We start from the raw sequence: 25,715 nt of genomic DNA on the forward strand, positions 1-25,715 counted from the left end.
ACGCTACCATCGGAGGTAAACATGTGCCTGGATAGAGAGGATAAGAGGTAACTATGAGCCAGACGGAGACGAATTTGGTGGATGTCCGGGGCGTGAGCTTCGCCCGCGGAGATAGGCCGGTGTTCGATAACATCTCGCTTACGGTGCCCAAAGGGAAAGTTACTGCCATTATGGGTCCCTCAGGCATTGGTAAAACAACGCTGCTGCGTTTAATTGGTGGGCAACTGCGGCCCGATAGCGGAGAGATCTGGTTCAACGGCGAGAACATACCCAGCCTCTCACGCTCACGCCTTTATGAGGCGCGCAAAAAAATGAGTATGTTGTTTCAGTCGGGCGCACTGTTCACCGATTTGACCGTGTTTGATAATGTGGCCTGGCCGCTGCGTGAGCATACCCAGCTTCCCCCTCAGCTACTGCACAGTACGGTGATGATGAAGCTGGAAGCCGTAGGGCTACGCGGCGCGGCATGGCTTAAGCCTTCCGAGCTGTCAGGCGGCATGGCCAGACGCGCGGCGCTGGCGCGTGCTATTGCGCTCGAGCCTGAGCTGATTATGTTTGATGAGCCTTTTGTCGGTCAGGACCCTATTACCATGGGCGTGCTGGTCAAGCTGATCGATGAGCTTAACCATTCGCTGGGGATGACCTGTATCGTCGTTTCGCACGACGTGCCGGAAGTCCTGAGTATCGCCGACTATGCTTATATCATTGCCGGTCAGAAAGTGATTGCACAGGGAACGGCCAGCGCGCTGCATGGAAATCAGGACGCCCGCGTACGCCAGTTTATTGATGGCATCGCTGATGGTCCGGTGCCGTTTCGCTTCCCGGCAGGGGATTACCTGCAAGATTTAACCGGCTCAGGGAGTTAATTCATTGATGTTACTACGTGCACTGGCGTCAACAGGACGAAAGGGGATCAATACCTGCGCTTCGTTTGGTCGCGCCGGACTGATGCTCTTCCATGCGCTGGTGGGGATCCCCCGCTTTCGCAAACATGCCCCGCTGTTAGTCAAACAGCTTTACAGCATTGGCGTACTTTCACTGCTTATCATTGTGGTGTCGGGACTGTTTATCGGCATGGTTCTGGGTCTTCAGGGTTATCTGGTACTGAATACCTACGGCGCGGAAAGCAGCCTGGGCATGCTGGTGTCGCTTTCTCTGCTGCGTGAACTGGGGCCGGTGGTCACCGCGCTGCTGTTCGCGGGTCGGGCAGGCTCCGCGCTGACGGCTGAAATTGGCCTGATGAAAGCGACGGAGCAGCTATCCAGTATGGAGATGATGGCCGTCGACCCGCTACGCAGAATCATCTCTCCTCGTTTCTGGGCAGGCTTTATCAGCATGCCACTGCTGACCCTGATATTTGTGGCGGTCGGCATCATGGGCGGCGCCATCGTGGGCGTGAGCTGGAAGGGGATTGATAGCGGGTTTTTCTGGTCAGCGATGCATAACGCCGTTGATGTGCGCACGGACATCGTCAACTGCGTCATTAAAAGCGCCGTGTTTGCCTTTACGGTGACGTGGATTGCGCTGTTCAACGGTTACGACGCGATCCCGACCTCAGAAGGGATCAGTCGGGCAACGACGCGTACTGTGGTACATGCCTCACTGGCAGTACTCGGTTTGGATTTTGTGCTTACGGCACTGATGTTTGGGAACTGATTCGATGCAAACGAAAAAAAGCGAAATTTGGGTAGGGGCGTTCCTGCTGCTGGCGCTCTGCGCGGCACTGTTTCTGTGCCTGCGCGTGGCCGATCTGAAATCTCTCGGCAATGAGCCAACCTGGCGCCTCTATGCCACCTTCGACAATATCGGGGGCCTGAAAACCGGCTCGCCGGTTAAAATTGGTGGCGTGGTCATTGGACGCGTGTCGGATATCTCACTCGACGACAAAACGCTGTCGCCCCGCGTGACCATGGATATTGAAGATAAATACAATCAGCTGCCGGATACCAGCTCGCTGGCCATCAGAACCTCTGGCCTGCTGGGGGAACAGTTCCTGGCACTGAACGTTGGCTTTGACGACCCGGATATGGGAACGACTATACTTAAGGATGGCAGTACCATTCAGGACACTAAGTCAGCCATGGTACTGGAAGATCTCATTGGCCAGTTCTTGTATAAGAGCGGCAACGGTAACGACAAGAAAGATGCATCATCGGCGGCACCGGGTGCCACTGCGCAACCTGCGCCCGCCGCTACGACTAAACCCTAAGAGGATAAGTAATGTTTAAACGTTTCCTGATGGTAGCTATGCTGGTTATTGCCCCTGGCATCGCCAGCGCTGCGACTGCTGACCAGACCAATCCCTACGAGCAAATGAATGAGGCGGCGGCAAAAACCTTTACGCGTCTCAAAACCGAGCAGCCAAAAATCAAGCAGGATCCTAACTACCTGCGTCAAATCGTGCGTGAAGAGCTTCTGCCTTACGTCCAGATCAAATATGCAGGTGCATTAGTCCTGGGCCGTTATTACAAAGAAGCCACGCCAGCCCAGCGTGAAGCCTACTTCAAGGCTTTTGGTGACTATCTGGCGCAGGCGTATGGTCAGGCGCTGGCCCTTTATCACGGACAGACCTACCAGATTGCACCCCCCCAGTCTTATGCCGACGCCAATATCATCGCTATTCGCGTGACGATCATCGATCCCAACGGACGCCCGCCGGTTCGCCTTGATTTCCAGTGGCGTAAAAACAGCCGCACCGGTGACTGGAAGGCGTACGACATGATTGCCGAAGGCGTGAGCATGATAACCACCAAGCAGAACGAGTGGAGCGATACGCTGCGTCAGAAAGGGATTGATGGCCTGACAACACTGCTTAATTCCGCGGCAAAACAGCCTATCACTCTGGATAAGCAGCAGTAATGCGTGAATCATTAAGCTGGCAAGTTACCGTACGGCAGCTGCATCTGTCCGGGGAGCTGGAGCGTGAAACGCTGCTGGCGCTCTGGGCAGAGCGGGAGTCGGTAATGAAGCAGGTTGATATCATTGATGTTTCAGCACTGGACCGCGTGGATTCTGCCGGGCTGGCGCTGCTGGTTCACCTGCGGCAGATAGCTTTGGGGCAGGGTAATACTCTGCACTTTACCGGGATCACCGATAAGCTCCATTCGCTAATCACCCTCTACAATTTGCAGCAGATCATTGTTTCACCTGTCTGAAAAGCCCCTTTAGCCAGACCCTGCAAAGCCCCTTAGCCTTAAGGGGCTTTTTTGCTTGTTTAAGATAGCGCCGCTTTCCACTAAGATAGTGCCCTGTTTCTCAAACATCGAATATAAGAAGTCTTATGGAAAATAGCGAAATCCAGGCCGTGCTGATGAGCGCGCTGCCGCTTCAGGAAGTCCACGTCACCGGCGAGGGGAGCCACTTTCAGGTTATTGCCGTCGGTGATCTGTTCGGCGAGCTCAGCCGGGTAAAAAAACAGCAGACGGTGTATGCGCCGTTAATGGAGTTTATTGCCGACAACCGTATTCATGCGGTATCCATAAAAACCTATACCCCTGAAGAATGGGCGCGTGACCGTAAGCTAAACGGTTTTTAAGCTGACTCGCTGTTGTCATCGCGCAGGGTCGCGATGCGGCGGGTAGTACTGAATGTCTGACAAAGAGAGCAGGTGTAATGGATAAATTTCGTGTACAGGGTCCCACCCGTTTAAGCGGGGAAGTCACAATCTCCGGCGCTAAAAATGCGGCGCTGCCGATCCTGTTCGCCGCTCTGCTGGCTGAAGAGCCGGTGGAGATTCAGAATGTCCCGAAACTGAAGGATATTGATACTACCATGCAGCTTCTCAGCCAGCTTGGGGTGAAGGTCGAACGTAACGGATCGGTCCATCTGGATGCCAGTGAAGTCAATATTTACTGTGCACCCTATGATCTGGTGAAAACCATGCGGGCGTCCATCTGGGCGCTTGGCCCGCTGGTGGCCCGCTTTGGTCAGGGACAGGTTTCCCTGCCCGGCGGCTGTGCCATTGGTGCCCGTCCGGTCGATCTGCACATTACGGGTCTGGAACAGCTGGGCGCTGAAATCAAACTGGAAGAAGGCTACGTTAAAGCTTCGGTAGAGGGCCGATTGAAAGGCGCGCACATCGTAATGGATAAGGTCAGCGTAGGCGCGACCGTCACCATTATGAGCGCAGCAACGCTGGCAACGGGCACGACGATTATTGAGAATGCGGCCCGCGAGCCGGAAATCGTTGATACGGCCAACTTCCTCAATACGCTGGGCGCAAAAATCAGCGGTGCGGGTAGCGATCGTATCACCATCGAGGGCGTTGAGCGTCTTGGCGGCGGCGTTTATCGCGTTCTGCCTGACCGTATTGAAACCGGGACCTTCCTGGTCGCTGGGGCGATCTCCGGGGGTAAGGTAATGTGTCGCAATGCCCAGCCTGATACGCTGGACGCCGTCATGTCTAAGCTTCGTGAGGCAGGGGCCGATATTGAGGTGGGGCCAGACTGGATTAGCCTGGATATGCACGGTCAGCGGCCAAAAGCCGTGACCTTCCGTACCGCGCCGCATCCGGGCTTTCCAACCGATATGCAGGCCCAGTTCAGCTTACTCAACCTGGTGGCTGAAGGCACCGGGGTGATTACTGAAACGATTTTTGAAAACCGTTTCATGCATATCCCTGAGCTTATTCGCATGGGTGCACACGCTGAAATCGAAAGCAACACGTTGATCTGCCACGGCGTGGAAACGCTGTCCGGCGCGCAGGTTATGGCAACCGATCTCCGGGCTTCTGCGAGTCTGGTGCTGGCGGGCTGTATCGCGAACGGAACGACAATTGTCGATCGTATTTATCATATCGATCGCGGGTATGAGCATATTGAAGACAAGCTTTCATCCCTTGGCGCTAACATCGAGCGCATTAGCGGCAGCAGTGAATAATCGCTCAACGCGACAACGTTAACAGGGGGCCATCATCGGCCCCCTCTGTTTAATTTCTAAGACGTTTTTTACGATCGATGAGACTTTGGCTGACGGGATCATAATACCGGCTTGGCCAGATTTCGCCGGGATGTATTTCCAGCGCATCCGCTATCAGCCATTCTCCCTTAGGCCAGGGCCGAAACAGTGCATTCGCAAGCGTTGATGAGCTCAATCCTGCCTCACGCGAGAGTCTTGCCAGTGTGGTCCCCCTTTTCCGCAAGCCTGCAATGATGTCTGCATTGTGCCAGTCTTTCTTATCTTTAAGCATTGCTATCCTCCGTGTACGCGAAGTTCTCCAGTAGTATTTGTGCTCAAAGTCACCGCTCTGCTCCTCATTGCCTGATGCTAATAAGTCGAAACAGGCAGGAGCAAAAGATGGAAAAGCAGGGATACTTTACAACAATTTTTAGTTTGTTATTTCCAGTTTCTTCCAGAATTTTAAGTACTGTGAATTACAACGCAAATTCATGCAAGCAAAGGTGATGATTTACACGCAACGAAACCCTGGAGAGGCGCGGGGGGAAAAGCTGAGGGGAGTTATTTAAGAAAAGGTCTTAAGAAAAACGCGGCGTACCGCGCTTAGTAGACTAAAACTCGCGCTGGACTGACATATGGGCCAGGGCTTCAAGCGCGCTACGCCACGGAGACTCAGGCAATGCTTCAAGAGACGCTATGGCCTTATCGGCTTCCTGTTCAGCTGCCTGCCGGGTCCACTCGAGCGAGCCACACTGGCGCATAGTTTCCAAAACTGGTTCCAGTAAATGCCGGCCGTTACCCTGCTCAATAGCCTCACGAATCATCGCGGCCTGCTCAGGTGTGCCATTACGCATGGCGTGCAGCAGAGGCAGTGTAGGTTTCCCTTCGCTAAGGTCATCTCCCACGTTTTTACCCAGCGTCTGGCCGTCAGCACTGTAATCAAGCAGATCGTCTATCAGCTGAAAAGCAGTTCCGATAAACCGTCCGTAATCCTGTAGCGCCTTTTCCTGAGCAGGGGTCGCATCGGCCAGAATTGCAGAGGATTGGGATGCCGCTTCAAAAAGACGGGCGGTTTTGCTGTAAATCACCCGCATATAGCTCTCTTCCGTGATATCGGGGTCATTACAGTTCATCAACTGTAACACTTCACCCTCGGCAATCACGTTTACGGCTTCTGACATGAGCGCCAAAACCCGCAGGGAGCCGAGGCTGGTCATCATCTGGAAGGCGCGGGTATAGATAAAGTCCCCTACCAACACGCTGGCCGCATTACCAAAGGCGGCATTAGCCGTCGCTTTGCCCCGGCGCATATCCGACTCATCGACCACATCATCATGTAACAGCGTGGCCGTATGAATGAATTCAATCAGGGCAGCGACCGTAACATGCTGTTTACCCGTATAATTCAGGGCGCGGGCGGACAGAACGGCGATCATCGGCCTGATGCGCTTACCGCCACCGCTAATGATGTAATAACCCAGCTGATTAATGAGGGAGACCTCAGAGTTCAACTGCTCAAGTATGATTGCATTGACGTCCGCCATGTCCTGCGCGGTGAGTTCGTTTATCTGTTCTAAGTTCATCAGTCTGTTCGGCTATTGCTCAGTATGCTGCTATGATAGGCGTCTTTACCGGTGTCTGCGGCATGTAATGTATAACAGATTGTACTTGAAAATGACCGGGGTGAAACGTTTGCATTCGCTTTGCGTTTTTTTTCTGCAATACCCTGCAACAGGCACTTGTCTTCGCTGCCGAAGTTGCGTAGAATTCGCGCCCTATTGTGAATATTTATAGCGCAGCCTGAAACTAAGACGGCGAGCGCATGAGCGGAGTTTTATATGTACGCGGTTTTCCAAAGTGGTGGTAAACAACACCGAGTAAGCGAAGGTCAGACCGTTCGCCTGGAAAAGCTGGACATCGCAACCGGCGAAACAATTGAGTTCGACCAGGTTCTGATGATCGCTAATGGCGAAGACGTGACTATCGGTGCGCCGTTAGTTTCAGGTGGCGTGATCAAAGCAGAAATCGTTGCTCACGGTCGTGGCGAGAAAATTAAGATTGTTAAATTTCGCCGTCGTAAGCACTACCGTAAGCAGCAGGGTCACCGTCAGTGGTTTACTGATGTGAAGATCACTGGCATCAGCGCCTAAGAGGAGATCTGACAAATGGCACACAAAAAGGCTGGCGGCTCCACTCGAAATGGCCGCGATTCCAACGCAAAACGTCTGGGCGTTAAGCGCTTCGGCGGCGAAGCGGTTCTGGCAGGTAGCATCATCGTTCGTCAGCGTGGCACCAAGTTCCATGCGGGCGTTAACGTAGGCTGCGGCCGTGACCACACTCTGTTTGCAACTGCAGACGGCAAGGTCAAATTCGAAGTTAAAGGCCCGAACAACCGTAAGTACATCAGCATCGTTGCTGAGTAAGGTTCTTCGAGTCTGAAACGGGTATCTGATACCTGTTTCAGCAGCGAATTTAAAAGCCCCGCTATGATTGCGGGGCTTTTTACATTCTGTATTTTAATTCACGGCTCAGTGCGTTGTGCGCGTGGATCCACAGCACGTTATTTTGCTGTACACTTTATATTCAGCTGCACGATGTCTTATGGCGGATCCCTGAACAGGTAACCACGCAAAGACACTTTTTGCGGCGGAGTCACCCTGTTCTGTCACGCGACATCGCTGTTGGCCGCGACGGATCACCCCCGGCACCTTTATTCCCCGGTCCGGGCGAATGATTTACGGAGAAGTAAAATGAAGTTTGTTGATGAAGCGACGATTCTCGTTGCTGCGGGCGATGGTGGCAACGGCTGCGTCAGCTTCCGTCGTGAAAAGTATATCCCTAAAGGCGGTCCGGACGGCGGTGACGGCGGTGACGGCGGCGACGTCTATATGCAGGCCGATGAAAACCTCAATACCCTGATCGACTATCGCTTTGAGAAATCTTTCCGCGCCGAACGTGGTCAGAATGGCCAGAGCCGTGACTGTACCGGTAAACGCGGCAAGGACATCATCATCAAAGTCCCGGTTGGGACGCGTATTATCGATCAGGGCACCGGCGAAACGCTGGGTGATATGACTCACCATGGTCAGGTTCAGATGGTCGCTAAAGGCGGCTGGCACGGCCTGGGCAACGCCCGTTTCAAATCCTCCGTTAACCGTTCTCCCCGCCAGAAGACGATGGGTACCCCAGGTGAAAACCGCGATATCCAGCTGGAGCTGATGCTGCTGGCTGACGTCGGTATGCTGGGCCTGCCTAACGCCGGTAAATCTACCTTTATCCGTGCCGTTTCAGCCGCGAAACCTAAAGTGGCGGATTATCCGTTCACTACCCTGGTGCCAAGCCTGGGCGTGGTGCGTATGGACCATGAAAAGAGCTTTGTACTGGCCGACATCCCTGGCCTGATCGAAGGTGCCTCCGACGGCGCCGGGCTGGGTATCCGCTTCCTCAAGCATCTTGAACGCTGCCGGGTGCTGCTGCACACCATCGATCTGGCACCGATTGACGAATCCGATCCGGTAGAAAATGCGCGCATTATTCTGGGTGAGCTGGAAAAGTACAGTGACAAGCTGTTTAACAAGCCGCGCTGGCTGGTTTTCAATAAAGTTGACCTGCTGGATGAGGCAGAGGCAGAAGCTCGCGCTAAAGCGATTGCAGACGCGCTGGGCTGGACTGACAAATACTATCTGATCTCCGCCGCTAACCGCACTGGGGTCAAAGAGCTCTGCTGGGATGTGATGTCATTTATTGTTGCTAACCCGAAAGAAGCGGAGCTTGAGGCTAAACAGCCTGAGAAAGTCGAATTTATGTGGGATGACTATCACCGTCAGCAGCTTGAAGAAGCGGAAGCTGAAGAAGACGATGATGATGACTGGGATGATGAGGACGACGAAGGGGTCGAAATCATTTACCAGCACTAGCCGACTTAAGGGACACAGACCGTGTCCCTTTTTATTTGGACTGCTAATTGAGCGTGTGTGGTAGCCAGCAAACGGCATCCAGGCCGCTGCGGTCATTACGATTGGTCAGTCGCAGCTCACCATGATGAATCTGAGTGATGCGCTGGACAATATTCAGCCCAAGCCCACTGCCGCCGTATCGCTGGTCCATCCGCCGAAATGCCTGGGTCAAATCCTGCGCTGACTCAGCCTCAATTCCCGGGCCCTCGTCACGTACGGTAACGCGTGTACCACTGTTTTCAGGCTGTACGATCACTGATATAAGGCTGCCCGGCGGGCTGTAGCGGGAGGCATTCTCCAGCAGGTTACGCAGCATCAGCCGTAACAGCACGGCGTCTCCCTGGACTTCCAGACGGGTATCCCCAGAGCGGGCCAGCCTCTGCTGGCGCTGAGCCAGCATTTCTGTCATCTCCTGCTCTAAGGGGGCAAAAATGGCTCCCCAGTTTACCACCTGGTAATGGCCGCTTGCCAGCGCCTGTCCGGCGCGCGACAGCATCAGCAACTGCTCAATAACGTGCATCAGCTGATCGATACGTTCAACCAGCATGGGCCCCTGCCTGACACCCTGCTGCTCCAGCAGCTCCAGATGCAGTCGCAGACCGGCGAGCGGCGTACGCAGCTCATGTGCGGCATCAGCAGTAAACAGGCGCTCCTGCTGGAGCGTATGGTCGAGCCTGCCCAGCAGCTGGTTCAGGGCAGTGGTGACGGCGACGATTTCATCCATATCGGAAAACAGCGGCAGCGGCGAGAGATTGTCAGCCGACCGCTCGCTGAGGCTGGTTTGCAGCGCGCGCAGGGGGCGAATTATCCAGCTTATTGCCCAGAATGAGAGCAGCAGGGTGAAGCCCACCATGACCACCGAGGGCAGCAGCAGCGATGCAATCGCTTCACGAATTTCCCGCTCGACGTGCTCATTACGGGAGTGCGCGGACAACGTCTCATTAACCAGAAAGCCTATCTGCTCACGGCTTTCGTGCCACAGCCAGGCCGCGCTCATAAGCTGGCAGCTCAGCAGAATAAGGGCCAGCATGATCAGCAAACGCCGACGCATACTGTTCACGCGCGTTCTTCCAGTCGGTAGCCTACGCCGCGCACCGTTTTAATCCGATCCTTGCCCAGCTTACGTCGCAGGTTATGAATATGTACCTCAAGCGTATTTGAGCCGGTATCATCCTGCCAGCTGTAGAGATCCTGCTGGAGGGTTTCCCGGTGCACCGTCTGACCAATACGCATCAGCATCCTGGTCAACAGTGCGAACTCTTTCGGGGTAATTTCTACCGGGCGGGTCTCAATAAATACCTGCTGCGAAGAGAGGTTGAGTGAGATATCGCCGTGCTGCAAAAGATTGTCGCTGCGGCCCTGATAGCGTCGAATCAGCGCCCGAACGCGCGCCTTAAGCTCCACCAGAGCGAAAGGCTTAACCAGATAATCATCAGCTCCGGCATCCAAACCGCCCACGCGATCTTCAAGCGCATCCCGCGCGGTGAGGATCAGCACGGGCAGGTCAATATGCTCTTTACGCCACTTACGCAACAGGTCACCACCATCGCGGTCCGGCAGGCCCAGATCCAGAACGATCAGGCTGTACTGACCGCTCTGTAGTAGTGAGCAGGCCTGCGAACCGGTGACGGCTGAATCGACGGCATAACCCTCTGAGGTTAGTGCCTGGACCAGTCCCGCCAGCAGTAACGCATCATCTTCAACAATCAGTAGCTTCATTGGCGTCAGTTATTCTGATAAACATCCTTATAGAGCCGGCTTTCAAAGCGAACCAGCGGAATGCGACGCTGGCGCTGATCCTCCGGCGGAACGGCATAGCCCGAAAGGTACTGGACGAATGCCACGCGTTGCCCGCTGGCGGTGGTCATAAATCCTGCAAGATTATAAACGCCCTGTAGCGACCCGGTTTTGGCTGAAACCTTGCCGTCAACGCCAGCTTCATGAAGACCACCGCGATAGCGCAAGGTTCCGTCATAGCCTGCGAGCGGCAGCATAGAAATGAAATTCAGCTGTTGATCGTTTTGTGCAATATACTGTAATACCTGCATCATCGTCGCAGGAGAAATCAGGTCGTGACGTGACAAACCCGAGCCATCGACCTGTATGCTGTTGCCCAGATCGACACTGGCCTTCTGCCGCAGGATCTGACGTACCGCATCCGAACCCGCCCGCCAGGTGCCAGGTACGCCGAAGCGCTCATGCCCGATGGTGCGAAACACGGTATCAGCAATCATGTTGTCGGACTTCTTAAGCATGATCCTTAACAGGTCGTGCAGCGGTGCTGACTGCTTTTCAACCAGAACGGTAGCGGGAGGCGTGGCCTGGGTCTGACGGAGTAAATGGCCGGAATAGTCGATTCCCGCCTGTTGTAGCTCAGCCTTAAGTAACGCACCGGCATAGCTGGCACCGTCCTGAATGGCGAACGCGAGGGGAAGAGGTTCCGCCCGCTGCGTCATACAGCCGGTGAGCGTGAAACGGTTAAGCTCCCCCGGCACGACGTCCAGCTCGCAGTACTGCGCCTCCGATGAGCCTTTGGCGAGCGTACGGACCTGGCTGAACATGTTCACCGGATAATAAGACGCGACGCGAATAAAGGCGTTATCGCCCGCCCGGGGGGCGCTGTAAAGCGAGACCGAAAAGCAGTTGCGATCGACAATAGCCGCCGCCGGAGGCGCACTGAAACACTGGGTCAAATCGTTCCACGGCCAGCCAGGGGCCTTATCATGGCTGGCAAAGACGGAGGTATCAATTACCAGGTTGCCCTGAATATGCTGGACGCCCTGTTTTTTAAGCGCCGTAACCATGTTCCGCAGATCCTGACGCGTCAGGGTTGGATCGCCGCCGAATCGCGCGACCAGATCGCCGCGCAGCGTACCGCCGCTAAGGGTACCTTTACTCTCCAGCTGGGTATGAAAACGGAAATCCGGTCCCAGCTGCAACAGCGCAGCCAGCGCGGTTATCACCTTCATCGTACTGGCAGGCAGGGCCATCTGCTTGCTGTGGTAGTCAATTGAGGGCGAGGGTGCGCCGATTTTCTGTACAATCAGCGCCAGGTTCGCGCCGTCGGGTAAATACTGGGTATAGCTTTCGACCGGGGCTGCGTGGGCATTCAGCATAAATGCGCAGGCCAGGCCGGTTACAATTCGTGAAAATCGCATAATCTCGCGTTTACTGGCAGGTGATGCGCATCATACTACGGTGCATCAAGGTGGAAAGTAAACGATGACCCATAAGGAACTCTGGGGTAAAATACGTATCAAAATGCAAAACCTGCCGGGCCCAGAGCATACTCCGGGCCAGGTTTCTTTCGTTTGTAATTCAGTGGCCAGCGCCGCAGAACGCTTTTTCTGCATCAACCTGTCAGGATGACGAAATTTTGCACAGGACAGAGTTTACGAGGTATTGAGATGAATCAGATTCCGATGACGTTAAGGGGCGCAGAAAAACTGCGTGAAGAGCTTGAAGAGCTGAAAACCATTAAACGCCCCAGAATTATTGCCTCAATTGCTGACGCCCGCGAGCATGGCGATTTGAAAGAGAACGCGGAATACCATGCTGCGCGTGAAGAGCAGGGCTTTTGTGAAGGCCGAATCCAGGAAATTGAAGCAAAGCTGTCTAACGCACAGGTTATTGATGTCACCAAAATGAACGCCAATGGGCGGGTCATCTTCGGTTCCACCGTGAGCGTGCTCAATATGGACAATGATGAAGAGTCAACCTATCGCATTGTTGGCGACGATGAAGCGAACTTTAAGGAGAATCTGATTTCTGTCAATTCGCCGATGGCTCGTGGTCTGATTGGCAAAGAAGTGGATGACGTTGCTATTATTAAAACGCCTGGCGGCGACGTCGAGTATGAAATCCTGAAGATAAGCTATCTGTGATTTCTGCTACGCTGGATAATCCCGGCGGAATGTAAAAACAGGTAAAAGGCCGCATCGCGGCCTTTTATCAACATGACGAGCGTGGCACTTTCTGCACCTCCGCGATAAGGCTTAACGAATGGCCTCAGCGTGGAATAGCGATTTTACGCTCTTTCGTTGGACGGTACAGCACCAGCGTCTTGCCGATAACCTGTACGTTAGCTGCACGGGTTTCACGCACGATCGCTTCAACCACAAGGGCTTTCGTCTCACGGTCTTCCGTGGCGATTTTCACCTTGATGAGCTCGTGGTGCTCCAGTGCCTGTTCGATTTCGGCCAGCACTCCTTCGGTCAGACCATTGTTGCCTAACATAACGACGGGCTTCAGTGGATGGGCCAGTCCTTTCAGGTGCTGTTTTTGTTTGGTACTCAGATTCATCGTATTTTTTACTTACATTGGGATTGAAAACGGGTCATTCTACCGCCATCTCGGGTGTATCACCAAATCGGCGTGCTGATTTGCGCGGTTTATTTATCGCATACGTTGAATCATAGTTGGAAATTGTATGACTGGTAAAAAGCGTTCGGCCAGTTCCAGCCGCTGGCTACAGGAACACTTTAGCGATAAATATGTGCTTCAGGCGCAGAAAAAAGGGTTGCGTTCGCGCGCCTGGTTTAAACTTGATGAAATACAGCAGGGTGACAAACTGTTCAAACCGGGTATGACCGTGGTTGATTTAGGCGCGGCGCCTGGGGGATGGTCCCAATATGTGGTAACGCAGATTGGGTCAAAAGGCAGCGTCATCGCCTGTGATATCCTACCGATGGATCCTATCGTTGGCGTCGATTTCCTTCAGGGCGATTTTCGTGATGAACTGGTGCTGAAAGCCCTGTTGGAACGCGTTGGCGACAAAAAGGTTCAGGTTGTGATGTCGGATATGGCACCCAACATGACCGGTACGCCAGAAGTCGATATTCCCCGGTCGATGTATTTAGTTGAGCTTGCACTGGAAATGTGTCGAGATGTACTGGCACCCAACGGCAGTTTTTTAGTGAAAGTGTTTCAGGGAGATGGCTTTGAAGATTACCTCCGGGAAATTCGCTCCCTGTTTACGAAAGTGAAAATTCGTAAGCCGGACGCTTCGCGCTCTCGTTCGCGTGAAGTGTACATTGTAGCGACAGGGCGCAAACTATAGCCAAAATAGCTGGATGCGCAGCAGGGTGAGAGGGGAGCGACTCCAGGCTTACATCAGTAAGTTGTTGAAGTTAGCGACACCGCTCATCACCGCAGTGATTCCAGATATGATGAATATATAGTACCCTACGCTGTCTGTTAACACAGTTGTAATAAGAGGTTAATCCCTTGAGTGACATGGCGAAAAACCTGATTCTTTGGTTAGTCATCGCAGTCGTGCTGATGTCTGTCTTCCAGAGCTTTGGGCCCAGCGAGTCGAATAGCCGCAGGGTTGATTACTCAACCTTCCTGTCCGAAGTTAATCAGGATCAGGTTCGCGAGGCTCGTATTAACGGGCGTGAAATCAACGTTACCAAAAAAGACAGTAACCGATACACGACCTACATTCCCGTCAACGATCCTAAGTTACTCGATAACCTGTTGACTAAAAATGTAAAAGTGGTTGGCGAACCTCCAGAAGAACCGAGCCTGCTGGCGTCGATCTTTATCTCCTGGTTCCCAATGCTGTTACTTATTGGTGTCTGGATCTTCTTCATGCGTCAGATGCAGGGCGGCGGCGGAAAGGGCGCGATGTCCTTTGGCAAGAGCAAAGCTCGCATGCTAACGGAAGATCAGATCAAAACCACCTTTGCCGATGTCGCGGGTTGTGACGAAGCGAAAGAAGAAGTGAGCGAGCTGGTTGAATACCTGCGCGAGCCGAGCCGCTTCCAGAAACTCGGCGGTAAAATTCCGAAAGGCGTGCTGATGGTTGGCCCGCCGGGTACCGGTAAAACCCTGCTGGCGAAAGCCATTGCGGGTGAAGCGAAAGTGCCGTTTTTTACCATTTCCGGTTCTGACTTTGTTGAAATGTTCGTCGGTGTGGGTGCGTCCCGCGTCCGTGACATGTTCGAACAGGCTAAGAAAGCGGCACCCTGCATCATCTTTATCGATGAGATCGATGCGGTAGGGCGTCAGCGTGGTGCAGGTCTGGGCGGTGGTCACGATGAACGTGAGCAAACGCTTAACCAGATGCTGGTAGAGATGGACGGGTTTGAAGGTAATGAAGGTATTATCGTCATTGCGGCAACTAACCGTCCGGACGTACTTGACCCTGCGCTGCTGCGTCCAGGACGCTTTGACCGTCAGGTTGTGGTCGGATTGCCGGACGTGCGTGGACGTGAGCAAATTCTGAAAGTGCATATGCGCCGTGTCCCACTGTCGCCAGATATTGATGCCTCAGTGATTGCACGTGGTACGCCAGGCTTCTCCGGTGCGGATCTGGCAAACCTTGTTAACGAGGCGGCGCTGTTCGCGGCTCGTGGTAACAAGCGTGTTGTTTCGATGGTTGAGTTCGAAAAAGCGAAAGACAAAATCATGATGGGTGCGGAACGTCGCTCTATGGTGATGACGGAATCGCAAAAAGAGTCAACGGCATACCACGAAGCAGGCCATGCCATCATTGGCCGCCTGGTGCCTGAGCATGACCCGGTTCACAAAGTGACGATTATTCCTCGCGGTCGTGCACTCGGCGTGACGTTCTTCCTGCCTGAGGGAGACGCTATCAGCGCCAGCCGTCAGAAGCTGGAAAGCCAGATTTCGACCCTGTACGGCGGCCGTCTGGCTGAAGAGATCATCTACGGCGTTGAGCATGTCTCTACCGGTGCCTCTAATGACATCAAGGTAGCGACCTCAATTGCACGTAACATGGTTACGCAATGGGGCTTCTCAGAGAAGCTTGGCCCACTCCTGTACGCGGAGGAAGAAGGTGAAGTCTTCCTGGGACGTTCAGTCGCTAAAGCCAAGCATATGTCTGATGAAACCGCGCGTATCATCGATCAGGAAGTGAAGCTGCTGGTTGAGGGAAATTACCAGCGTGCTCGCCGTATACTGAACGAAAATATGGACATTCTTCACTCAATGAAAGACGCGTTGATGAAGTATGAAACCATTGATGCTCCGCAGATTGACGACCTGATGGCCCGACGTGAAGTGCGTCCGCCAGCAGGTTGGGAAGATCCGGGCACCAACAATTCTGACAGCAACGGTACGCCTAAGGCGCCACGTCCGGTTGATGAACCGCGTACGCCGAATCCAGGCAACACGATGTAAGCAGAGTTGGGCGACAAAGAAATTCTGCCCAGTCTCGAAAAAAGCGAAACCCCGGCATCGACCGGGGTTTTTTTATATCCTCGCAGTCACTAAGCTATTGGCCATACCGATATCACACCCCGTTTGGAGAATTCCCCGCTATGAAGCTTTACGCCCAGGATTCCGTGCTTGACCTGTCACATCCCCACGTTATGGGTATTTTGAATGTGACGCCGGATTCATTCTCAGACGGTGGCAGGCATAATGAGCTTATCCAGGCGCTGACCCATGCCAATGCGATGATTAATGCCGGCGCGACAATAATTGATATCGGCGGAGAGTCGACGCGCCCGGGGGCCGATGAGGTCAGCGTTGATGAGGAGCTGGCGCGCGTCATTCCGGTGGTTGAGGCGATTTCGCAGCGCTTTGAAGTCTGGATCTCGGTCGATACCTCAAAGCCTGAGGTGATCCGTGAATCAGCGCGCGCTGGCGCCCATATCATTAACGATATCCGTTCGCTCAGGGAGCCGGGTGCGCTGGAAGCCGCCTCTGAGACAGGGTTACCGGTATGTCTGATGCATATGCAGGGTGAGCCGGGTACCATGCAGCAGGCACCAAAATATAGCGATCTGCTTCAGGACGTTGACGCATTCTTTGTCCAGCAGATTGCACGTTGTGAAGCGGCAGGGATTAAAAAAGAGCAGCTGCTGCTCGACCCGGGATTCGGTTTCGGTAAGAATCTCTCACATAATTATCAGCTTCTGGCGTACCTGGCTGATTTCCACCACTTCGGGCTTCCGCTGTTGGTCGGTATGTCGCGGAAAAGCATGATAGGGCAACTGTTAAACGTCGGGCCATCTCAGCGCCTGACCGGCAGCCTGGCCTGTGCGGTTATCGCCGCCATGCAGGGGGCGCAGATCCTGCGCGTCCATGATGTTAAAGAAACCGTTGAAGCGATGCGCGTCGTCGAAGCAACACTGTCAGCGAAGGAAGACTAAGTTATGAGCAAGCGTAAGTATTTTGGTACCGACGGCATCCGTGGCAAAGTGGGTGAGCCGCCTATTACTCCGGACTTCGTACTGAAACTGGGCTGGGCGGCCGGGAAGGTGCTGGCACGAAACGGTTCCAAAAAAATTATTATCGGTAAAGACACGCGTATCTCCGGCTACATGCTGGAATCTGCACTTGAAGCTGGACTGGCGGCGGCCGGGCTGTCTGCGGCCTTTACCGGACCGATGCCGACGCCTGCCATCGCCTACCTGACCCGAACCTTCCGCGCAGAAGCGGGCATCGTGATTTCCGCATCGCATAATCCATTCGATGATAATGGTATTAAGTTTTTTTCCATCGAAGGGACGAAGCTTCCCGACGATGTCGAAGAGGCGATAGAAGCGGAAATGGAAAAACCGATCACCTGTGTCGAATCTGCTGAGCTGGGCCGCGCAAGCCGCATCGTTGATGCTGCCGGGCGTTATATTGAGTTCTGCAAGGGTACCTTTCCCAGCGAACTGAATCTGAACGGTTTAAAAATCGTGGTGGACTGCGCCAACGGCGCTACCTATCACATAGCCCCTAACGTGCTACGTGAGCTGGGCGCGACGGTGATTTCAATCGGCGTTCAGCCGGATGGCATGAATATCAACGAGGAGTGCGGCGCGACGGACGTGCGCAAGCTGCAGGAACGCGTCCTGGCTGAAAAGGCGGATATTGGCCTTGCCTACGACGGGGATGGCGACCGCATCATGATGGTGGACCATCTTGGCCTTAAGGTCGATGGCGATCAGATACTCTATATCATCGCTCGCGAAGGACTCCGTCAGGGTCAGCTGCGCGGCGGGGTCGTCGGTACCCTGATGAGTAATATGGGGCTGGAGCTGGCCCTGAAACAGCTGGGCATTCCCTTCGCGCGGGCAAAAGTTGGCGATCGCTACGTGCTGGAGAAGCTACAGGAAAAGGGCTGGCGTCTGGGGGCCGAGAACTCCGGCCACGTTATCCTGCTGGACAAAACCACTACCGGAGATGGCATTGTGGCGGGCCTGCAGGTGCTCACGGCGATGGTGCGTAACCATATGAGCCTGCATGATTTGTGTAGCGGCATGAAGCTACTGCCGCAGATCCTGGTCAACGTCCGCTTCAGTGGCAGCAACGATCCGCTCTCCGACGAACGGGTCACCGCGGCAACCGCCGCCGCAGAAGCCGAGCTGAACGGGCGCGGGCGCGTGTTGCTGCGTAAGTCTGGGACCGAACCGCTTATCCGCGTGATGGTGGAAGGTGAGGATGAAGCACAGGTCACCGCGCTGGCACACCGCATCGCCGATGCGGTAAAAGCCGTTTAAAGGCGAGGGGCACGACGCTTAAATAACCGGAATGGGCTGATGAGCAGATATTTTTTTCTGCCTTTATTTCAGCCTTATCCGTTCACTTATTGCGCACTGAACAGCCTTTTGTCGTTTTTTTCTGCAAACGATCGCACGACAGTAAATTGCCCTTGCGTAGGGTGCGCGCTTTGGTTAGTATTCACACCCGCTTCTGATGGGTAGTGGCAACGCTATCTCTCTAACTGGTTTGAAGCTTTTGATGTGCGGTAACCGCGCAAGGAACAGGTTGAATATGTACGAAGCTCTTTTGGTAGTTTTCCTTATTGTGGCGATCGGCCTTGTAGGTTTGATTATGCTGCAGCAAGGTAAAGGCGCTGATATGGGCGCGTCGTTTGGTGCAGGATCTTCCGCAACGCTCTTTGGTTCTAACGGCTCAGGCAACTTTATGACCCGTATGACCGCAGTGCTGGCGGCATTGTTCTTCATCATCAGCTTGATTCTGGGTAACCTCAACAGCAACAAAACCCAGAAAGGAAGCGAGTGGGAAAATCTGACTCAGCCTGCACAGTCGCAGCAGAGCCAGCCAGCTAAACCGGCAGCGCCGGGTAGCGACATCCCACAGTAAGCAGTAAAAGCAGTAACCATTTCGACGCGACAGAAATAAAAAAGTCGCCTCTTTAGTGCCGTGGTGGTGGAATTGGTAGACACGCTACCTTGAGGTGGTAGTGCCCGCATGGGCTTACGGGTTCAAGTCCCGTCCTCGGTACCAAATCTCAGTATTGCTTGCATTTCGTGCAAGTTTGGCGTAGTATTTGCCACGTTTTCGGACGCGGGGTGGAGCAGCCTGGTAGCTCGTCGGGCTCATAACCCGAAGGTCGTCGGTTCAAATCCGGCCCCCGCAACCACTTTCTCTTAGAGTTCTTTTTCAAATATACTGTTTGCACTGTTTACTGGCGCATCAATAGCAGTTTTTTGAAAAAAATTCTTTTGGATTGTGCCGAACCGCCAGTGATGGCGTACAGGGTCCAGTCGCAAAAAGCCCCGAATTTTCGGGGTTTTTTGTTATCAGGAAACAGCATACTGGGCTATTAAGCCCTTTTTTTATGTCTTGGGGGTGGGCTTGTCCACATTAGAGCAAAAATTAACAGCGCTGATTTCAGCACCGGTAGAAGCGCTAGGCTACGAACTGGTTGGTATTGAGTTTGTACGCGGTCGCACATCCACGCTGCGCATCTATATTGATAGTGAAGATGGCATCACCGTTGACGATTGTGCCGATGTAAGCCACCAGGTAAGCGCCGTGTTTGACGTTGAAGATCCTATTACCGTCGCTTATACCCTTGAAGTCTCTTCACCAGGCCTGGAGCGTCCTCTCTTCACCGCTAAGCATTATACGCAATTCATCGGTGACGAAGTGAGCCTGGTACTGCGTATGGCCGTACAGAACCGCCGCAAGTGGCAGGGAATCATTAAAGCTGTAGAAGGTGAAATGGTGACTGTTGCCGTTGAGGGTAACGATGAAGTGTTCGCGCTGAGTAATATTCAGAAAGCGAACCTGGTTCCCCACTTTTAAAAGTCCGGATTGAGGCATACCAGGATGAATAAAGAAATCTTAGCTGTTGTTGAGGCCGTATCTAACGAGAAATCCCTTCCTCGCGAGAAGATTTTCGAAGCGCTGGAGAGCGCACTGGCAACGGCAACAAAGAAAAAATACGAGCAGGAAATTGACGTTCGCGTCAGCATCGATCGCAAAAGCGGTGATTTTGACACCTTCCGCCGTTGGGTTATTGTCAATGAAGTGACCCAGCCGACGCGTGAAATTACGCTCGATGCCGCGCGTTTTGAAGACGAGTCCCTGGACGTCGGCGGATTCGTTGAAGATCAGATTGAATCTGTCACCTTTGACCGTATCACTACCCAAACCGCTAAGCAGGTTATCGTGCAAAAAGTGCGCGAAGCCGAACGCGCGATGGTCGTGGATCAGTTCCGCGAGCAGGAAGGTGAAATCATCACCGGCGTGGTAAAAAAGGTCAATCGCGATAATATCTCTCTGGACCTGGGCAATAATGCGGAAGCGGTCATTATCCGTGAGGATATGCTGCCGCGCGAAAACTTCCGTCCGGGCGACCGTATTCGTGGTGTTCTGTACGCAGTTCGCCCTGAAGCCCGTGGTGCCCAGCTGTTCGTCAGCCGTTCAAAACCTGAAATGCTGATCGAACTCTTCCGTATCGAAGTGCCGGAAATCGGCGAGGAAGTGATTGAAATTAAAGCCGCTGCGCGCGATCCGGGTTCTCGTGCCAAGATTGCCGTGAAAACCAACGACAAGCGTATCGATCCTATCGGTGCCTGCGTTGGTATGCGTGGTGCGCGTGTTCAGGCAGTGTCCAGCGAGCTGGCCGGTGAGCGTATTGATATCGTGCTGTGGGATGATAATCCTGCGCAGTTCGTGATCAACGCCATGGCGCCTGCGGATGTTGCCTCTATCGTGGTGGATGAAGATAATCACACCATGGACATCGCCGTTGAAGCCGGAAATCTGGCTCAGGCGATAGGCCGTAATGGCCAAAACGTGCGTCTGGCTTCACAGCTGAGTGGCTGGGAGCTGAACGTGATGACGGTCGACGATCTTCAGGCTAAGCATCAGGCTGAAGCCCACGCTGCTATCGATGTCTTTACCAAATATCTCGATATTGATGAAGATTTCGCCACCATGCTGGTTGAAGAGGGCTTCTCCTCACTTGAAGAGCTCGCGTATGTTCCCATCAATGAACTGTTGGAAATCGACGGGATGGATGAAGATACGGTAGAAGCGCTGCGCGATCGGGCAAAAAATGCGTTAACTACCCTGGCGCTGGCGAAAGAAGAGAGCCTGGGTGAAAACCAGCCGGCAGAAGATTTGCTGAATCTGGAAGGTCTGGATCGTGAACTGGCATTTAAGCTGGCGGCGATTGGCGTATGCACGCTGGAAGATCTTGCCGAGCAGGGTGTTGACGATCTGTCAGATATTGAGGGCCTGAGCGATGAACGGGCCGGTGAGCTGATTATGGCTGCACGTAATATCTGCTGGTTCGGCGACGACGCGTAATAAACTGTAAGCAGGAAGGAACAGCATGACAGATGTAACCGTAAAATCGCTGGCCGCAGAGATTCAGACCCCGGTAGAACGCCTGGTACAGCAATTTGCTGATGCAGGGATCCGCAAGTCTGAGACCGATTCTGTGACCCAGCAGGAAAAAGAGACGCTCCTTAGCCATCTGAACCGCGACCATAACGGCGGTTCTGGTAAACTTACTCTGCAGCGCAAAACGCGCAGCACCCTGAACGTGCCGGGCACCGGCGGTAAAAGCAAAGCGGTGCAGATTGAAGTCCGCAAAAAGCGCACCTATGTAAAAGGCGATCCTGCAGAAGCTGCACAGGCTGAAGCAGAAGAGCAGGCACAGCGTGAAGCGGAAGAACTGGCTCGTCGCGAGGCTGAAGAGAAAGCCGCGCACGAAGCTCAAGAGAAAGCGAAGCGTGAGGCCGAGGAGCAGGCTAAACGTCAGGCAGCTGATAAAGCCAAACGTGAAGCAGCGGAAAAAGAAAAAGTGAGCAATCAACATACCGACGAAACAACCCGGGCGGCCCAGTCTGATAAAGCCCGCCGCGAAGCTGAAGCCGCAGAGCTGAAGCGTAAAGCTGAAGAAGAAGCGCGTCGCAAAATCGAAGAAGACGCGAAGCGCGTAGCGGAAGAGGCCCGTAAAATGGCGGAAGAAAAAGGCTCAGAATGGGCTGAAGCGGAAAAAGAAGTCGAAGACACTTCTGACTATCATGTCACCACCTCCACCCATGCGCGTGCCGCTGAAGACGAAAACGATGCCAAGGTAGAAGGCGATCGTCGTACGCGTCCAGCGAAAGCGCCTCGCCAGAAGAAGGGCAACAAGCATTCTGAAGCGAAAACCGACCGTGAAGAAGCGCGCGCGCAGTTCCGCGGTGGTAAAGGCGGCAAGCGCAAGCCAAGCACGCTGCAGCAGGGCTTTAACAAGCCTGCACAGGCTGTTAACCGCGACGTGATCATCGGTGAGACTATCACCGTGGCCGAGCTGGCTAACAAAATGGCAGTGAAAGGTTCTCAGGTCATCAAAGCGATGATGAAGCTGGGCGCCATGGCGACGATTAACCAGGTTATCGATCAGGAAACTGCCCAGCTGGTTGCGGAAGAAATGGGTCACAAAGTGACGCTGCGCCGCGAGAATGAGCTGGAAGAAGCGGTAATGAGCGATCGTGATACTCAGGCTGAGCGCGAGTCTCGTGCGCCAGTCGTGACCATCATGGGCCACGTTGACCACGGTAAAACGTCTCTGCTGGACTATATCCGCTCAACCAAAGTCGCCTCTGGCGAAGCGGGCGGCATTACTCAGCACATCGGTGCTTACCACGTTGAAACTGATAGCGGTATGATCACCTTCCTGGACACCCCGGGACACGCCGCGTTTACCGCAATGCGTGCTCGTGGTGCTCAGGCAACGGATATCGTTATCCTGGTGGTGGCAGCGGATGATGGCGTCATGCCACAGACGGTTGAAGCTATCCAGCATGCGAAAGCGGCGAACGTGCCAGTTGTTGTTGCAGTGAATAAGTGCGACAAACCTGAAGCCGACCCGGATCGTGTTAAAAACGAACTCACTCAGTACGGGATTATCCCGGAAGTGTGGGGTGGTGAAAACATGTTCGTCAACGTCTCTGCGAAAGCGGGTACCGGTATCGACGACCTGCTGAACATCATCCTGCTGCAGGCTGAAGTGCTGGAACTGACCGCAGTCCGTCAGGGTATGGCGAGCGGCGTGGTCGTTGAATCCTTCCTGGATAAAGGCCGTGGTCCGGTTGCTACCGTACTGGTGCGTGAAGGTACATTGAACAAAGGCGATATCGTTCTTTGTGGCTTTGAATACGGCCGCGTGCGTGCGATGCGTGATGAGTTAGGGCGTGAAGTCCTGACCGCAGGTCCTTCTATCCCGGTAGAAATTCTGGGTCTGTCGGGCGTTCCGGCAGCAGGTGATGAAGCGACCGTCGTACGCGACGAGAAAAAAGCGCGTGAAGTGGCACTGTATCGTCAGGGCAAATTCCGTGAAGTTAAGCTGGCGCGTCAGCAGAAATCTAAGCTGGAAAACATGTTTGCTAACATGACCGAAGGCGAAGTATCTGAACTGAACATCGTGATGAAAGCCGACGTACAGGGTTCTGTCGAAGCTATCTCCGACTCCCTGATGAAACTTTCAACTGATGAAGTGAAAGTTAAAATCGTGGGTTCTGGTGTGGGCGGTATCACTGAAACCGACGCCACGCTGGCAGCAGCGTCTAACGCTATCCTGGTTGGCTTTAACGTCCGTGCCGATGCCTCTGCGCGCCGCGTGATTGATACTGAAAGCCTGGATCTGCGTTACTACTCCGTCATCTATAACCTGATTGACGAAGTGAAAGCAGCGATGAGCGGTATGCTTGCACCTGAGTACAAACAGCAGATCATCGGTTTGGCTGCGGTACGTGACGTGTTCAAATCCCCGAAATTTGGTGCTATCGCCGGTTGTATGGTGACCGAAGGTAACATTAAGCGTCATAACCCTATCCGCGTACTGCGCGACAACGTGGTTATCTATGAAGGCGAGCTGGAATCCCTGCGCCGCTTCAAAGATGACGTCAACGAAGTCCGTAACGGCATGGAATGTGGTATCGGCGTGAAGAACTACAACGATGTGCGCGTTGGCGATATGATCGAAGTGTTCGAAATTATCGAGATCCAGCGTACTATCGATTAATGGTCTCTTGAAAAAGTGACGTATCCGGGAGGCCCACTGGGCCTCCCGTAGGCTGTGTCCCACCAGTAGCTCGCGTCCTGCGTTGTCAGGTTTGAACATAGTCTGCTATGCCCTTCACCTTCCACCTTGATCACGAACTGTTGGTATTCCGACGGTCTTAATACCCAGGGTCGGACACAGCCTTAATCTGGAGAGTTTTAATATGGCGAAAGAATTTGGTCGCCCACAGCGCGTATCTCAGGAATTGCAGAAAGAGATCGCGATGATTTTACAGCGTGAGATTAAAGATCCACGTCTTGGCATGATGGTAACGGTGTCAGGTGTCGAGGTTTCTCGCGACCTGGCCTATGCCAAAGTGTTTGTCACCTTCCTGAACGACAAAGACGAAGACGCTATCAAAGGCGGCCTGCGGGCGCTTGGCGATGCTTCCGGCTATATCCGTTCGTTGCTGGGTAAAGCCATGCGCCTGCGTATCGTGCCTGAGCTGACCTGGTTCTATGACAATTCACTGGTTGAAGGCATGCGTATGTCTAACCTTGTCACTAACGTAGTGAGAAACGATGCCGAGCGTCGTGGCCCTGCGGAAGAAGACAAGGAGGACTGATGAGCCGTCCTCGTCGTCGCGGTCGCGACGTCCATGGTGTGCTGCTGCTGGATAAACCTATCGGTCTGTCCAGTAATGATGCGCTGCAAAAGGTGAAGCGCCTCTTCACGGCGAACCGCGCGGGTCATACCGGTGCGCTGGATCCTCTGGCCACCGGTATGCTGCCAATTTGCCTGGGCGAAGCCACGAAATTTTCCCAGTACCTGCTTGACTCGGATAAACGCTATCGCGTTATTGCAAAACTGGGGCAGCGTACCGATACCTCAGACGCAGAGGGTGCCCTCATCAGTGAACGTCCGGTGACCTTCACCGAGCAGCAGCTGCGTGAGGTGCTCGACGGCTTCCGCGGGGAAACCCAGCAGGTCCCGTCGATGTATTCCGCGCTGAAGTATCAGGGGCGGAAGCTTTATGAGTACGCCCGCGAAGGTATTGAAGTGCCGCGTGAGGCGCGCAGTATCACCGTCTATGATCTGCAGCTTATCCGCTGGGAAGGCGATGAGCTGGAGCTGGAAATCCACTGCTCCAAGGGGACCTACATTCGTACCATTACGGATGACCTGGGTGAACTGCTCGGCTGTGGTGCCCATGTGGCATATTTACGTCGGCTACAGGTTGCGACCTACCCGATCGCCAGCATGGTGACCCTGGAGCAGCTGTCGGCGCTTAGCGAGGAAGCTTACGCCAGTGGCAAAACGCCTGCTGACCTGCTGGACCCGCTGCTGATGCCGATGGACAGCCCGGCCGCCGCGTACCCGGAAGTTAACCTTCTGAGTTCGGTTGCCGCTTACTTCAGGCAGGGGCAACCCGTGCAGGCGGGTCATGTTCCTGCTACGGGGCTGGTCCGCGTCACCGAAGGTGAAACGCGCAAATTTATTGGTATGGCGGAAATTGCCGGGGATGGCCGTGTTGCACCCCGACGGCTGGTCGTGGAATATTCCGACGCGCCATTTGCGAAAGTATCAGGCGCAGAGTAGAATAGCGCGGCTTTACATTGGGTCGCTGAATTAGAGATCGGCACCTGTAC

The 25,715-nt window shown here is 53.9% G+C and carries 27 protein-coding genes and 2 tRNA genes; 23 read left to right on the forward strand and 6 right to left on the reverse strand.

From position 1 onward, the window contains the following. The first annotated feature begins 53 nt into the window (after window positions 1-53). The 7 genes from mlaF to murA all read left to right on the forward strand — a co-directional run bounded on the left by mlaF (window position 54) and on the right by murA (window position 4,878). Complete coding sequence (mlaF, locus tag AC4PCC_RS02165; RefSeq protein ID WP_492126244.1) at window positions 54-866, forward strand: phospholipid ABC transporter ATP-binding protein MlaF; 813 nt, start codon at window positions 54-56, stop codon at window positions 864-866. Between the two features lie 7 nt (window positions 867-873). Then, window positions 874-1,656, forward strand: a complete 783-nt coding sequence (mlaE, locus tag AC4PCC_RS02170; RefSeq protein WP_345831629.1) for a lipid asymmetry maintenance ABC transporter permease subunit MlaE — start codon at window positions 874-876, stop codon at window positions 1,654-1,656. A gap of 4 nt (window positions 1,657-1,660) precedes the next feature. After that, window positions 1,661-2,209, forward strand: coding sequence for an outer membrane lipid asymmetry maintenance protein MlaD (gene mlaD, locus AC4PCC_RS02175; RefSeq protein ID WP_492126245.1), 549 nt, complete (start codon window positions 1,661-1,663; stop codon window positions 2,207-2,209). Window positions 2,210-2,220: 11 nt separating this feature from the next. Then, on the forward strand, window positions 2,221-2,859 hold the full coding sequence (gene mlaC, locus AC4PCC_RS02180; RefSeq protein WP_067705976.1) for a phospholipid-binding protein MlaC: 639 nt from the start codon (window positions 2,221-2,223) through the stop codon (window positions 2,857-2,859). Next, on the forward strand, window positions 2,859-3,155 hold the full coding sequence (gene mlaB / locus AC4PCC_RS02185; RefSeq protein ID WP_492126246.1) for a lipid asymmetry maintenance protein MlaB: 297 nt from the start codon (window positions 2,859-2,861) through the stop codon (window positions 3,153-3,155). Before mlaC ends, mlaB begins: the two co-directional genes overlap by 1 nt. 125 nt (window positions 3,156-3,280) lie before the next feature. Continuing rightward, window positions 3,281-3,535, forward strand: coding sequence for a BolA family iron metabolism protein IbaG (ibaG, locus tag AC4PCC_RS02190; protein WP_345829152.1), 255 nt, complete (start codon window positions 3,281-3,283; stop codon window positions 3,533-3,535). 77 nt (window positions 3,536-3,612) lie between these two features. Then, window positions 3,613-4,878 carry a UDP-N-acetylglucosamine 1-carboxyvinyltransferase gene (gene murA, locus AC4PCC_RS02195; protein WP_067705983.1) on the forward strand — a complete coding sequence of 422 codons (1,266 nt, stop codon included), beginning with the start codon at window positions 3,613-3,615 and terminating at the stop codon, window positions 4,876-4,878. 49 nt (window positions 4,879-4,927) lie between these two features. Here murA and AC4PCC_RS02200 read toward each other — a convergent pair whose 3' ends face one another. Further along, window positions 4,928-5,188, reverse strand: coding sequence for a helix-turn-helix domain-containing protein (locus tag AC4PCC_RS02200; RefSeq protein WP_067705985.1), 261 nt, complete (start codon window positions 5,186-5,188; stop codon window positions 4,928-4,930). Between the two features lie 319 nt (window positions 5,189-5,507). After that, window positions 5,508-6,479, reverse strand: a complete 972-nt coding sequence (gene ispB / locus AC4PCC_RS02205) for an octaprenyl diphosphate synthase (protein ID WP_067705988.1) — start codon at window positions 6,477-6,479, stop codon at window positions 5,508-5,510. A 255-nt stretch (window positions 6,480-6,734) separates the two neighbouring features. Here ispB and rplU point away from each other — a divergent pair, with 255 nt between their 5' ends. The 3 genes from rplU to cgtA all read left to right on the forward strand — a co-directional run bounded on the left by rplU (window position 6,735) and on the right by cgtA (window position 8,813). Beyond that, window positions 6,735-7,046: a 50S ribosomal protein L21 gene (gene rplU / locus AC4PCC_RS02210; RefSeq protein WP_034890465.1), complete on the forward strand. Its 312-nt coding sequence runs from the start codon at window positions 6,735-6,737 to the stop codon at window positions 7,044-7,046. A gap of 15 nt (window positions 7,047-7,061) precedes the next feature. Further along, window positions 7,062-7,319, forward strand: coding sequence for a 50S ribosomal protein L27 (gene rpmA, locus AC4PCC_RS02215; protein ID WP_067705989.1), 258 nt, complete (start codon window positions 7,062-7,064; stop codon window positions 7,317-7,319). Between the two features lie 327 nt (window positions 7,320-7,646). After that, complete coding sequence (cgtA, locus tag AC4PCC_RS02220) at window positions 7,647-8,813, forward strand: Obg family GTPase CgtA (RefSeq protein ID WP_492126247.1); 1,167 nt, start codon at window positions 7,647-7,649, stop codon at window positions 8,811-8,813. Between the two features lie 43 nt (window positions 8,814-8,856). Here cgtA and pmrB read toward each other — a convergent pair whose 3' ends face one another. From pmrB to dacB, 3 genes are read right to left on the reverse strand one after another with little or no spacing between them, the layout of a single operon-like run. Continuing rightward, window positions 8,857-9,912: a two-component system sensor histidine kinase PmrB gene (gene pmrB / locus AC4PCC_RS02225; protein WP_492126248.1), complete on the reverse strand. Its 1,056-nt coding sequence runs from the start codon at window positions 9,910-9,912 to the stop codon at window positions 8,857-8,859. Next, on the reverse strand, window positions 9,909-10,571 hold the full coding sequence (pmrA, locus tag AC4PCC_RS02230) for a two-component system response regulator PmrA (protein ID WP_492126249.1): 663 nt from the start codon (window positions 10,569-10,571) through the stop codon (window positions 9,909-9,911). Before pmrA ends, pmrB begins: the two co-directional genes overlap by 4 nt. A 5-nt stretch (window positions 10,572-10,576) precedes the next feature. Next, window positions 10,577-12,010 carry a serine-type D-Ala-D-Ala carboxypeptidase gene (gene dacB, locus AC4PCC_RS02235; protein WP_492126250.1) on the reverse strand — a complete coding sequence of 478 codons (1,434 nt, stop codon included), beginning with the start codon at window positions 12,008-12,010 and terminating at the stop codon, window positions 10,577-10,579. A gap of 249 nt (window positions 12,011-12,259) precedes the next feature. Between dacB and greA the strand changes: the two genes are divergently transcribed. Further along, entirely contained in the window at window positions 12,260-12,736 is a 477-nt protein-coding gene (gene greA, locus AC4PCC_RS02240) for a transcription elongation factor GreA (RefSeq protein ID WP_492126251.1), read from the forward strand. 124 nt (window positions 12,737-12,860) lie between these two features. On the opposite strand, the gene yhbY is transcribed toward greA, so the two are convergent. Then, window positions 12,861-13,154, reverse strand: coding sequence for a ribosome assembly RNA-binding protein YhbY (gene yhbY / locus AC4PCC_RS02245; protein ID WP_067706003.1), 294 nt, complete (start codon window positions 13,152-13,154; stop codon window positions 12,861-12,863). Window positions 13,155-13,281: 127 nt separating this feature from the next. On the opposite strand from yhbY, the gene rlmE reads away from it, so the two are divergent. From rlmE to truB, 12 genes are all read left to right on the forward strand, one after another. Beyond that, window positions 13,282-13,911, forward strand: coding sequence for a 23S rRNA (uridine(2552)-2'-O)-methyltransferase RlmE (gene rlmE, locus AC4PCC_RS02250; RefSeq protein ID WP_067706007.1), 630 nt, complete (start codon window positions 13,282-13,284; stop codon window positions 13,909-13,911). Window positions 13,912-14,087: 176 nt separating this feature from the next. Continuing rightward, entirely contained in the window at window positions 14,088-15,998 is a 1,911-nt protein-coding gene (ftsH, locus tag AC4PCC_RS02255) for an ATP-dependent zinc metalloprotease FtsH (RefSeq protein WP_067706010.1), read from the forward strand. Window positions 15,999-16,138: 140 nt separating this feature from the next. Further along, entirely contained in the window at window positions 16,139-16,975 is an 837-nt protein-coding gene (folP, locus tag AC4PCC_RS02260; protein ID WP_492126252.1) for a dihydropteroate synthase, read from the forward strand. A 3-nt stretch (window positions 16,976-16,978) separates the two neighbouring features. Next, complete coding sequence (gene glmM / locus AC4PCC_RS02265; protein WP_492126253.1) at window positions 16,979-18,313, forward strand: phosphoglucosamine mutase; 1,335 nt, start codon at window positions 16,979-16,981, stop codon at window positions 18,311-18,313. A 274-nt stretch (window positions 18,314-18,587) separates the two neighbouring features. Next, window positions 18,588-18,920 carry a preprotein translocase subunit SecG gene (gene secG, locus AC4PCC_RS02270; RefSeq protein ID WP_067706015.1) on the forward strand — a complete coding sequence of 111 codons (333 nt, stop codon included), beginning with the start codon at window positions 18,588-18,590 and terminating at the stop codon, window positions 18,918-18,920. A gap of 57 nt (window positions 18,921-18,977) precedes the next feature. Next, a tRNA-Leu gene (locus AC4PCC_RS02275) sits at window positions 18,978-19,064 on the forward strand. A gap of 59 nt (window positions 19,065-19,123) precedes the next feature. Further along, window positions 19,124-19,200: transfer RNA gene (locus tag AC4PCC_RS02280), tRNA-Met, on the forward strand. A gap of 215 nt (window positions 19,201-19,415) precedes the next feature. Continuing rightward, the gene (gene rimP / locus AC4PCC_RS02285) at window positions 19,416-19,868 is read left to right on the forward strand and encodes a ribosome maturation factor RimP (protein WP_067706295.1); all 453 of its coding nucleotides are present in this window, start codon (window positions 19,416-19,418) and stop codon (window positions 19,866-19,868) included. Between the two features lie 24 nt (window positions 19,869-19,892). Beyond that, window positions 19,893-21,380 (forward strand): transcription termination factor NusA, encoded by a 1,488-nt coding sequence (gene nusA / locus AC4PCC_RS02290; protein ID WP_067706016.1) that lies wholly within the window; start codon window positions 19,893-19,895, stop codon window positions 21,378-21,380. A gap of 25 nt (window positions 21,381-21,405) precedes the next feature. Next, a complete protein-coding gene (infB, locus tag AC4PCC_RS02295; RefSeq protein ID WP_492126254.1) occupies window positions 21,406-24,087 on the forward strand; it encodes a translation initiation factor IF-2 in 2,682 nt (893 codons plus the stop codon). 202 nt (window positions 24,088-24,289) lie between these two features. Next, on the forward strand, window positions 24,290-24,691 hold the full coding sequence (gene rbfA, locus AC4PCC_RS02300; protein ID WP_345829138.1) for a 30S ribosome-binding factor RbfA: 402 nt from the start codon (window positions 24,290-24,292) through the stop codon (window positions 24,689-24,691). Continuing rightward, the gene (gene truB / locus AC4PCC_RS02305) at window positions 24,691-25,665 is read left to right on the forward strand and encodes a tRNA pseudouridine(55) synthase TruB (protein ID WP_492126255.1); all 975 of its coding nucleotides are present in this window, start codon (window positions 24,691-24,693) and stop codon (window positions 25,663-25,665) included. The genes rbfA and truB overlap by 1 nt, the downstream gene beginning before the upstream one ends. Window positions 25,666-25,715: the final 50 nt, after the last annotated feature.

It is taken from the genome of Erwinia sp. L03-1, assembly GCF_058686115.1.